Annotated in this window: 8 protein-coding genes; 6 read left to right on the forward strand and 2 right to left on the reverse strand. The window is 37.1% G+C overall.

Going from position 1 to position 10708, the window contains the following annotated elements:
• The first annotated feature begins 332 nt into the window (after positions 1-332).
• From OMU_RS23915 to gad, 5 genes are all read left to right on the forward strand, one after another.
• Positions 333-467 carry a hypothetical protein gene (locus tag OMU_RS23915; protein WP_256145349.1) on the forward strand — a complete coding sequence of 45 codons (135 nt, stop codon included), beginning with the start codon at positions 333-335 and terminating at the stop codon, positions 465-467.
• A 959-nt stretch (positions 468-1426) separates the two neighbouring features.
• Positions 1427-2080, forward strand: a complete 654-nt coding sequence (locus tag OMU_RS09930; protein ID WP_016179789.1) for a hypothetical protein — start codon at positions 1427-1429, stop codon at positions 2078-2080.
• Between the two features lie 67 nt (positions 2081-2147).
• Positions 2148-2846 carry a helix-turn-helix domain-containing protein gene (locus tag OMU_RS09935; RefSeq protein ID WP_016179790.1) on the forward strand — a complete coding sequence of 233 codons (699 nt, stop codon included), beginning with the start codon at positions 2148-2150 and terminating at the stop codon, positions 2844-2846.
• Between the two features lie 254 nt (positions 2847-3100).
• Positions 3101-4612 carry a glutamate/gamma-aminobutyrate antiporter gene (gene gadC / locus OMU_RS09940; protein WP_016179791.1) on the forward strand — a complete coding sequence of 504 codons (1512 nt, stop codon included), beginning with the start codon at positions 3101-3103 and terminating at the stop codon, positions 4610-4612.
• 28 nt (positions 4613-4640) lie between these two features.
• A complete protein-coding gene (gad, locus tag OMU_RS09945; protein WP_016179792.1) occupies positions 4641-6041 on the forward strand; it encodes a glutamate decarboxylase in 1401 nt (466 codons plus the stop codon).
• 19 nt (positions 6042-6060) lie between these two features.
• Here gad and OMU_RS09950 read toward each other — a convergent pair whose 3' ends face one another.
• Positions 6061-7524 (reverse strand): helix-turn-helix domain-containing protein, encoded by a 1464-nt coding sequence (locus tag OMU_RS09950; RefSeq protein WP_016179793.1) that lies wholly within the window; start codon positions 7522-7524, stop codon positions 6061-6063.
• Between the two features lie 647 nt (positions 7525-8171).
• On the opposite strand from OMU_RS09950, the gene pflB reads away from it, so the two are divergent.
• Positions 8172-10469: a formate C-acetyltransferase gene (gene pflB, locus OMU_RS09955; RefSeq protein WP_016179794.1), complete on the forward strand. Its 2298-nt coding sequence runs from the start codon at positions 8172-8174 to the stop codon at positions 10467-10469.
• Between the two features lie 119 nt (positions 10470-10588).
• Here the strand turns inward: pflB and OMU_RS22855 are convergent.
• A partial coding sequence (locus OMU_RS22855) for an ISL3 family transposase (RefSeq protein ID WP_016179795.1) occupies positions 10589-10708 on the reverse strand: 120 nt, incomplete at its 5' end.

Consider the following 10708-nt stretch of genomic DNA (forward strand, 5'->3'; position numbering starts at 1 on the left):
AAGGAAAAAATTCCAAAGGAAGTAGTTCAATTTTTGGATGCAGGAGATGTTGCATTTGATCCTGAGAACGCTCCGCAATTTGATTGCGAAAAATGTGGTGGAGAGATGTATCCAGAATACTATAAGAACGTACTTGGATACGAATTTAGAATCAGTGATCGACAATAAAATGATTTATCTAAACAAAAAGTCCTCAGGAGCGGTTTTCTCCTGAGGTTTTCTTATTTATGTGTATTCGTAAGTGTTATGCAGCGCATTGCCAATAGTGCTTTATATTAATACATTGAAAAATCGTCAAAATATTATAAAAAATTCAGACAGAATAAAGGAGAATGACTTTTTTAGAATTTACTTATAATGAAAAAAAGGAAATCCTAACTGATGAACCAATCAAAGAATCATTACTATTAAGGAATCAGTGGATCAAAGAGTATGTAAATGCCATGATTAAGGGCTTTTTTCTTTAGTGAGTCATGATTATTTATTTCTTATATTAGAATACGTTTCCCAGTTTAGAATCGATGTAAGATGATTAGGAAGTGTATTATTGGGTAAAATAACTAAAAAAGGATCAAGCTGCTCAAAGGGTTAATTGATAAATATTTATATTTAATGAATAAAAATTTGTTTATGTTATATTTTTAAATTGAGGGGGATTATTATTTTTTTCAAGAAATATATGAAAAATCAATCGACTAACTCTATCCCTCGGAATAGAAAATTCAGTTTTTGATTTGTCATAAATACAAATGTAGTTAGAACATCATAGGAATTAACAGGAGCATTATTTTGAAGGAATGATTATCATGTAGCTATTTATATTGGTTTTCCAGAAATTATTATGATGAATTTGAAATATTTTTGCTAAATGTGTAATTGGTTAAAAATTTCGATGAGCAAAAATGATTTTAAAAAAAAGGTTTCGCAAAAAGTTAATATACTGTTGATTTATTATAAAAAATATTTTATAATTTTTTAAAAATAGATGTATAATAAAACATAAAAATTATTTATTTAAAATAAAAATAATTATTATACTTTTTGAATTAGAATTACCTTGAAGACTTTTACAAGTTATATAACTAAGAGGATTGCTGATGGCTTTTTGCAGATATGTTCGAGTTTTCGTAATGTTAGCAAATTCAAAATGATAACAATTAAGTGGCCAAACTACATTCGAGAGTAAATATAGGATATATCTGTTTATTTCTATATGAAGGTATCAGATGGAGAATAAGGAGAGATTTTAGGAGAAATAGCGCAAAAATCAATAGTTAGTAAATAGAAGATAAGCTTCTGATGGTTTTGTTACGAGAGAAGGTTCACTCAGAAAAAGCAAGACGGTTTTACATAATAAGTCAAAAAACATACATATAGAAGCAGCTATCTTTTGATCTTAATCACAAAGAAGAGAGATGAGACCAGCATGGGAAATTTTGATGTTTTTAGTGTAACTGATAATAGCAAAGAACAATTGTTGGATAAGGTTGACGATTTGGAGATACAGAACAAGGAACTCCTGGAGCAAATCGAAAAACTGGAAGGGATACGCGGTGCACTAGAGGAAAAAGTTTCAGCATACCGCTGTCGACTAAAAGAAGTGACAAAGAAGCTAGAGGATCATCCTATCTTTTTATCTAGAGATATCGTTGTCTATCATAATAAGGACAATCTAGAAAGGCGTCGCTTTGTCCTTCATAGAAAATCAAAGCGTCAGCAGGCAAGCGCATGTGGTGATTCTTCTAGAAAAACGATGGAGATCAATGATTTACAGGAGAAATATGAACATCTTTTAGAACAATATATGTTTGAGTGTGATCGGAGTGAACAATTGTTTGATTATCTGTTTCATCAGGAAAACGATGCTACTTTGGAATTATTTGTTAAAGCGGATGCTGCAGACACATTGTTAGCTGCTGCGACAACCAGTCGTAAGATTATTCAACAGGCAGAGGAACAGGCAAAATATATTGAGTCGAGTCTAATGGAACGTTTGAATAGTGTATTGAAGCAAAAGAACAATATACCGCAAGAGATTATTGATGATGTAAAAGAGAGTCTTCGTTGTTTAGAAAACTAAATGAACTTTCGACAGTGGAGTTAACGGGTGTAAAAGTGGAAATGAGTAAAGATGGGAGTGTAGGACGATGAAAAAAGTAATTATTCTTACTAGAAATATTATCATCGAGCAAGAGTTTCAAAATGAACTGCAACGATTAGACTATGAAGTTTTTGTCTTAAAAGAATTTTTTGATGTGGATAAACCTAATTATTTTGAAGATATTTTATCACTATTTGATATTGTCATCTTTAGTGAAACATTGACAAATCAGGAATTTAATGAAATATTGCCCATTGTTTTGGAAAAGGATTTGCATTATTTACGGCGTACGGATGAACCCGTACCTAATATTGATGAAAGCCATTGTTTATCGATTGATTGTACGCTAACGGAACTAAGAGAATTCTTGCTGTTAAGCGATAAGCGTGGAGGGCATCAAGAGTCGATTTCTAAAGGACTCGTCAGACAATCTGAAATGAAGAAACAAGACTTAGTTCTTTTCTATAGTTCATTGAATAATATTGAAAAGAAAATTATCAGTGCACTGGCAGAGGGCAGCGGAAAGATCATTTCCAGAGATGAGCTGTGTAATAAGGTTTGGAACAACGAAGTCAGCAAATCGCGTTTGGTCCAAATGTCTACGGCAGTAGGAAATATTCGTAAGAAAATCGCTCACGCCCACATCGATAATGTTCGGATTATTACGTATTGGGGAAATGGCTATCGTCTCCATGATGTTCCGAATGGCTTGATGAATGAGCATATTAAGGAATACAGTATGTAGTTAAAAGTTAAAAGCCTCAGCTTTCTCCTATCACAGGAAGAGGGCTAGGGCTTTTTTTGTTGGAAAAAATTCCATATTTTTTTAGGTTGCTCATGATTGAATGAAAAAAATCTAGAAAAAAGTCCTCCAAATCCTATATATACTTCTCCTTGTAAGAAAAGAGGTGCCTAAAATGATTTATCAATATTCTTTGAAATATTTTTCCTGAATCATTCATTGCTAATTAATTAATGAAAAGAGAAAGAAGCGTTTCTATGAATCAGAAAAAATTATCTTTATTTGGCTTTTTTGCATTGACGGCTTCGATGGTCTTAACGGTGTACGAATATCCGACCTTTGCTACTTCGAAGCTGCACCTGGTTTTCTTTTTATTGCTAGGTGGCATTTTATGGTTTTTGCCGGTGGCGTTATGTGCAGCAGAGATGTCCACGGTGGAAGGTTGGCAAAACGGTGGGATCTTTAGTTGGGTCAGCCAAACGTTAGGTGAGCGATTTGGCTTTGCTGCGATCTTCTTTCAGTGGTTTCAAATTACTGTTGGCTTCGTGACCATGATTTATTTCATTTTAGGTGCGCTGTCCTATGTATTGAATTTTCAAGCACTGAATACAGACCCTTTATTGAAATATATCGGTTTACTAGTCATTTTCTGGGGGCTGACCTTCTCGCAATTAGGCGGAACACAACGAACGGCAAAAATTGCGAAAGCAGGATTTGTGGTCGGTATCCTTATTCCGTCCGTCATTTTATTTGGGTTGGCAGCGGCTTACTTCATTGGAGGAAATCCTATCGAAATTGCTATTAGTAAAAAAGCATTCATCCCAGATTTTTCACAGTTATCAACTTTAGTCGTTTTTGTCTCCTTCATTTTGGCTTATATGGGTGTTGAGGCATCCGCTTCCCATATCAATGAATTGGAAAATCCCAAGAGAAATTACCCGTTAGCGATGATCTTATTGGTTATCCTAGCCATTGCCTTAGATGCGATCGGCGGCTTCTCTGTAGCTGCAGTGATTCCCCAAAAAGAATTATCCTTAAGCGCTGGAGTGATCCAAACATTCCAATCATTGATTTTGCATTTTAACAGTCATTTAGGCTGGCTGGTTAAAGTCATTGCTTTGATGATCGCTTTTGGTGTGATGGGTGAAGTAAGTTCATGGGTAGTTGGTCCTTCTCGCGGGATGTTTGCGGCAGCACAGCGTGGGCTATTGCCTAACTTTTTACGTAAGACCAACACGCATGGGGTTCCTGTGCCATTAATTATGATCCAAGGCGTGATCGTCACAATCTGGGGTGCAGTATTGACCTTTGGCGGCGGTGGAAATAATCTATCCTTCCTCGTTGCGATTTCGTTAACGGTAGTGATTTACTTGGTCGGCTATCTTTTATTCTTTATCGGTTATTTTGTTTTGGTATATAAAAAGCAAGAGTTGAAACGAACCTATAACGTCCCTGGAAAAAAAATTGGAAAGACAATCATTGCTGGTGTCGGACTACTATTATCAGTTTTTGCTTTGTTGATTTCCTTTGTTCCTCCAGCTTCCATTGCTAAGAACGAAGATCGAACTTACCAAGTGATTTTATTGATTAGTTTTGTGATCACGGTAGTTTTACCGTTTATTATTTATGAATTGCACGACAAGCATGGACACACAACGATCGAGGAGCCTGTTCACATGAAAGCAGGAGATGTGAATGGAGCGATCTATCCAGCAGCTCGTGGAGAACATCAAATTGTTCAAAAAGAAGAGCACACATTGAAACATTAAATAAAGACATTTTTAGGAGGATTTACTCATGTTATATGGAAAAGAAAATCGTGATGAAGCAGAATATTTGGAACCAATTTTTGGTTCAGAAAGTGAACAAGTTGATCTGCCAAAATATAAATTGAATCAAGCATCAATCGAACCACGGATCGCTTATCAATTAGTTCAGGATGAAATGCTGGATGAAGGGAATGCCCGTTTAAATTTAGCGACATTTTGTCAAACCTATATGGAACCAGAAGCAGTGAAGCTAATGAGTCAAACGTTAGAAAAAAATGCGATTGATAAATCAGAATATCCTCGCACAACAGAAATCGAAAATCGCTGCGTGAATATGATCGCTGATCTTTGGAATGCCAGTGAGAACGAAAAATTTATGGGAACGTCAACCATTGGTTCTTCGGAAGCGTGTATGCTAGGCGGCATGGCAATGAAATTTGCTTGGCGTAAACGTGCGGAAAAGCTAGGATTGGATCTCAATGCGAAAAAACCGAACTTAGTTATTTCATCTGGTTACCAAGTTTGCTGGGAAAAATTCTGTGTCTATTGGGATATTGAAATGCGGGAAGTGCCATTAGACCAAGAACATATGTCGATCAATTTAAATAAGGTAATGGACTATATTGATGAGTATACTATTGGAATTGTCGGTATCATGGGAATTACTTATACTGGGCGTTATGATGATATTAAAGGACTAAATGACTTAGTCGAAGAATACAATAAACAAACCGATTATAAGGTCTATATTCATGTGGACGCTGCTTCTGGTGGTTTTTACGCACCTTTTACTGAACCTGATTTAGTTTGGGACTTCCGATTGAAGAATGTCATCTCAATCAATTCATCTGGTCATAAGTATGGATTGGTTTACCCAGGTGTCGGCTGGGTTCTATGGCGTGATCAACAATATTTGCCAAAAGAATTAATCTTCAAAGTCAGCTATTTAGGTGGGGAGCTGCCAACGATGGCGATTAATTTTTCTCATAGTGCCGCACAATTAATTGGTCAATATTATAATTTTGTACGATACGGTTTTGATGGCTACAAGGCTATTCATGAACGTACCCATAAAGTAGCACTGTATTTAGCCAAAGCAATTGAAGAAACCGGATTGTTTGAAATCGTCAATGATGGGTCTCAACTACCAATTGTTTGTTATAAATTAAAAGAAGATCCAACACGCGAATGGACCTTGTATGATTTGGCAGACCGTCTGTTAATGAAAGGCTGGCAAGTGCCCGCTTATCCATTACCTCAAAATCTGGAAAAAGAAATCATTCAACGTCTGGTCATTCGAGCTGATTTTGGTATGAACATGGCGTGTGATTATGTTCAAGACATGCAAGAAGCAATTGACGCTTTGAATCAAGCGCATGTGGTTTATCATAAAAAAGCAGAAATCAAAACATATGGATTTACTCATTAAAAAGAAGCCTGAAGGAAAATTATTCTTTCAGGCTTCTTTCGTATGGACGAGCGAGTTGGTTGATCTCAATACAGGTTTGATCGATTGTTTTAGGTGAAACAGGAAAAATTAATGTATTCTCACTGCCTAAGTCCGCCTGGTAAAGTGCGGTGTCACAAACGATGACTCGTCTTGAGCAAAAGAAAGTATCGTCCACTACTTCATTCAAGGTATTATAGATCATCGTGCTAATAAGAAAATGATCATCCAGCAAGGCTTCCAGCTGTTTACGATAATATAAAAAATTGAAATCAGAAGAAGCGACGATATACAATTCGATTTTTTCATCAAAGGTGTTTCTGCGCAGCAGATCGAGGGTTAACGTCATTTTGCGAATGAGATTGTCGTTCCAATGAATAGTTGTTTGGCAAGCAGCAGACCATGTTTCTAAGATTTTTTGCACCTTTTGGTAAATAACCAGCTGTTCTTTATCTAACAGATAAATCAGATCCGGCTGGAAAAGCTGCATGTCTCCCCAGGTAGAACGAATAAAAGGGAGAAAGGCCTTTTTCAAAAGTAATTCATTGTCAGGTGAGATCGTTAGAGAGGAACGTAATTCTTGCAGCAGATTTTCGATTTCAGGATAGCGCTTGATATGATTTTGATACACCACGTCAAAATCTTTTTGCAGCAATTCCAAATTGTTGCAAAGATAATTTCTTGCATTGAAAAGTGAATAAATAAAAAATAGTTCCTCTTCATTAGCGCAAATTGTTGATTTTAAGGTTTTCAAGCCTTCACGTAATAATCCAAATAAAGGTGTTTGCTGTGCGCAGATTTTGTCTTCATCTGAAAAAGTAATGGTCGCTTGTCGGGCACGGTGATTGCTGAGCTGAATGCCTAAAATGATGATTTCTCGCTCGCTTTCCGGGTAATCACGTGCGAAAAAGTGTTCCTCGACATAATCAATCAATTCTTCAGCAGCTGAAGCAATCATTTTATTGAATGGGATGGCGGAACGTTCACCAGTGTATCTTGCGATAGCCAAAAGCAAGTAGCGTAGATCTTTTTCAGGCAGTTTCAGCTGCTGCTTTGAACACGAATAGCCAAGCTCATCAGCAAAATCAAAAATATCTGCTCGAAGCTGATAAATTTTACTAGTCGACAGAAATTCTTTTTCCGCGATCTCAGACCAGTGGGTGTTTCCAATCAAAAAGTCGTTTAGAACACGCAAAAAATCGGAGCGCCGGTAAATCCGTTGCGTTAATTCTAATAATGAATAAGCGGGATCAAAAAATAGTTTGCAGGTATTTCTGGTCCGCTCAAATGAAATAATCTCCTGTGTGAAAGATTCTTTTAGAGCCTCGAGATCGTTAGTAATCGTAGGTGTACAGACGTTTAAACGTTCGGCCATCGCTTGTAAAGTGATTTCTTTCTTTTGGTACAGCTGTTGGCAGAGATAAACCTGACGAAAAATATTTTTTTCAATATACCTTTCTAGCATAAAGTACCTCCTTAGTAACGACACACATATGATTGATATTGTATACCAATTTCGTTGCTTTGAATATTTCTAGGCTAGAGAACTCGTCATTTTTTTAGACTGAAAAATAAAATAATGAAGACGGACGCCTAAAAGGGATCACAATGCTGATTTTAAAATAAATTTAAGTATTTTTATTTAAGAATAATTTTAGTTATTAAAAAACTTTAGAATAGAGCTGAACTTAGTAACTGACGGGTTAATTAAACTATTGAATAACAGTGAAAACCTTTTTTTAGTGAATTAGAATGAACTGCTAGAATAATGAGACAAAATTTTTTTGAAAGAAATTTTTGTCGATTATGAGAGTTTGAGGGGAGAAATATTTCACAAGCCCGTCTGTATTAGTTCTCTGTTTTTCAGTCAACAAACGGTTGTAAATTGTATATTACTGAGCAAATTCTCGTATCAAGTAGAAACTGTCATTATCAATTACATCATCTGTTATAGTGAAAAGTGTAACAGGTCATGGTATTTGATAAGATAATTATCATTATTTTAAAAGGTTTTGTAGAGATAAGAAGTCAAAAAAGCCCTTTCTTAAAACTGATTCCTTTGTTATAATCATTTTAAATTAATTTGAAACTATTTAACAAGGGAGTGCTATTATGGAAACTACAACAATCAAAAAAACTGTAGAACAAACAGAAAATCCTTGGGAAGGGTTTAACGAGGGCCGCTGGCAGCATGAGGTCAATACGCTAGACTTTATTAAACGAAATTACACAGAGTACAAAGGTGATGACAGCTTTTTAGAAGGCGCAGCTCCGAGTACCGAAAAATTATGGGACAAATTACAAGAGCTTTTTGAAGTTCAGCACAAACAAAACGGCGTTTATGATATGGACAACGACGTGCCCGCGACCATCACTTCCCATGAGCCTGGTTATTTGATCAAGGAAGAAGAAAAGATCGTTGGTTTACAAACCGATGTACCGTTGAAGCAAGCATTTATGCCATTTGGCGGAATCAACATGGCCAACAAAGCCTTAGAATCAAACGGCTATGAAGTAGACGATGAAATGTCTTTCATCTTCAACAAATGGCGCAAGACACACAACCAAGGTGTTTTCGATGCTTATACAGATGAAATGCGCTTAGCTCGCAAAAATAAAATCATCACAGGTCTTCCAGATGCTTATGGTCGTGGCCGTATTATCGGTGACTACCGTCGTGTCGCATTATACGGGATTGATTTCTTGATGAAAGAAAAGAAAAAAGACTGGAAAAACGTCGGCAGTAAAGTAATGACCAATGACGTGATCCAATTACGTGAAGAAGTTTCTGAACAATTCCGCGCATTAGCTGATATGAAGGAAATGGCTGCAAGCTATGGCTATGATATTTCCAAGCCTGCTAAGAATGCTCAAGAAGCAATCCAATGGTTATACTTCGGCTACCTTGCAGCAATCAAATCACAAAATGGTGCCGCAATGTCAATCGGTCGTATTTCAGCGTTCTTAGATATCTATATCCAACGTGATTTAGATCGCGGCTTGATCACTGAATTTGAAGCGCAAGAAATGATCGATCATTTGATTATGAAATTACGTATGGTGAAATTTGCTCGTACGCCTGAGTACAACCAATTATTCTCTGGCTACCCAATCTGGGCGACATTGTCATTAGCAGGGATGAACATGGACGGTTCTTCATTAGTAACGAAAAATGATTTCCGTATCCTTCATACCTTAACAAATATGGGACCTTCACCAGAACCAAACTTGACAGTATTGTACTCATCGCATTTACCAGAAGGCTTCCGTACTTATGCAGCAAAAGTAGCGAAAGAAAGCTCTTCGATCCAATTGGAAAATGACGATCTATTACGTCAATACTGGGGATCTGACGATGCAGCGATTGCTTGCTGTGTATCTGCGACAGTTATCGGAAAAGACATGCAATTCTTCGGCGCTCGTGCCAACTTGGCTAAAGCAGTGCTTTATGCAATCAACGGCGGCGTTGATGAAATGACGAAGATGCAGGTTGGTCCGCGTTTCCGTCCATTAGAAGGTGACAGCATTGATTTTGATCAATTCATGGAAAGCTACAAAGATGTTTTGGATTGGTTAGCAGAATTATATGTGAATACTTTAAATGTGATTCATTACATGCATGATAAATATGCCTATGAAGCACCACAATTAGCGTTGATGGATACAGATTTGAAACGGACGTTTGCGACCGGTATTGCAGGCATTTCTCACGCAACGGATTCATTGATGGCGATCAAACACGGAAACGTAAAAGTGATCCGTGATGAGGATGGCTTGGCAATTGACTATATTCCGCAAAACGAATTCCCAACATACGGAAATGATAACGACGAAGCAGACGAAATGGCGAACTGGATTCTTGAATACTTCATGACGCAAATCAAACGTCAGCACACGTATCGTGATTCAACACCAACCTTGTCATTGTTGACGATTACTTCAAACGTCGTTTATGGTAAAAATACTGGGAATACACCAGATGGCCGTCGTGCAGGTAAACCATTGGCACCAGGAGCAAACCCAAGCTATCAAGATGGTAAGTTCTTAGGTGAGAAAAACGGTCTGTTGGCTTCATTGAATTCAACTGCGAAATTGAACTACTCTTGTGCGCAAGACGGTATTTCAGATACACAAACCATCAATCCAGGCGCATTAGGCCGGACAGATGACGAAGCAATGCAGATTGACAATCTGCGTCAAGTATTAGATGGCTACTTCGATAAGGGAGGCTACCACTTGAACGTGAATGTCTTTGGTCGTGAATTGCTAGAGGAAATGGACAAAGATATTGATAATCCTAAATATGCGAACTTTACCATTCGGGTATCCGGTTATGCCGTGAAATTCCGTGACTTAACACCAGAACAACGTCGCGACGTAATCTCACGTACAGACCACACAAAAATGTAAAAATAAAATATTTTTTAGCAAAATAGAATTTTTGGCTCTTCGTCAAATCGTGTTGGTGAAGACAAATTTGAATAAAACTTAGTCCGATATGCGGCGCGTTCTGTGCGCCGCATATTTTTTTAGTTTTCAAAGATCAGACCTTGTTGTAAATAGATCCGTGCCCGAAAGTTATAAAAGTTGCGATAACCAAACGCAATTCGTTTAATCAGCTTGATCTTGTTATTCAGCCCCTCCGTGAC

Source organism: Enterococcus avium ATCC 14025, from assembly GCF_000406965.1.
GTDB classification, from domain to species: Bacteria; Bacillota; Bacilli; order Lactobacillales; family Enterococcaceae; genus Enterococcus_A; species Enterococcus_A avium.

Excerpts from the sequence above, each read along its gene's own strand:
- OMU_RS23915 (WP_256145349.1), top strand. The coding sequence starts at position 333 with ATGACTTTTTTAGAATTTACTTATAATGAAAAAAAGGAAATCCTAACT.
- OMU_RS09930 (WP_016179789.1), top strand. The coding sequence starts at position 1,427 with ATGGGAAATTTTGATGTTTTTAGTGTAACTGATAATAGCAAAGAACAA.
- OMU_RS09935 (WP_016179790.1), top strand. The coding sequence starts at position 2,148 with ATGAAAAAAGTAATTATTCTTACTAGAAATATTATCATCGAGCAAGAG.
- gadC (WP_016179791.1), top strand. The coding sequence starts at position 3,101 with ATGAATCAGAAAAAATTATCTTTATTTGGCTTTTTTGCATTGACGGCT.
- gad (WP_016179792.1), top strand. The coding sequence starts at position 4,641 with ATGTTATATGGAAAAGAAAATCGTGATGAAGCAGAATATTTGGAACCA.
- OMU_RS09950 (WP_016179793.1), bottom strand. The coding sequence starts at position 7,524 with ATGCTAGAAAGGTATATTGAAAAAAATATTTTTCGTCAGGTTTATCTC.
- pflB (WP_016179794.1), top strand. The coding sequence starts at position 8,172 with ATGGAAACTACAACAATCAAAAAAACTGTAGAACAAACAGAAAATCCT.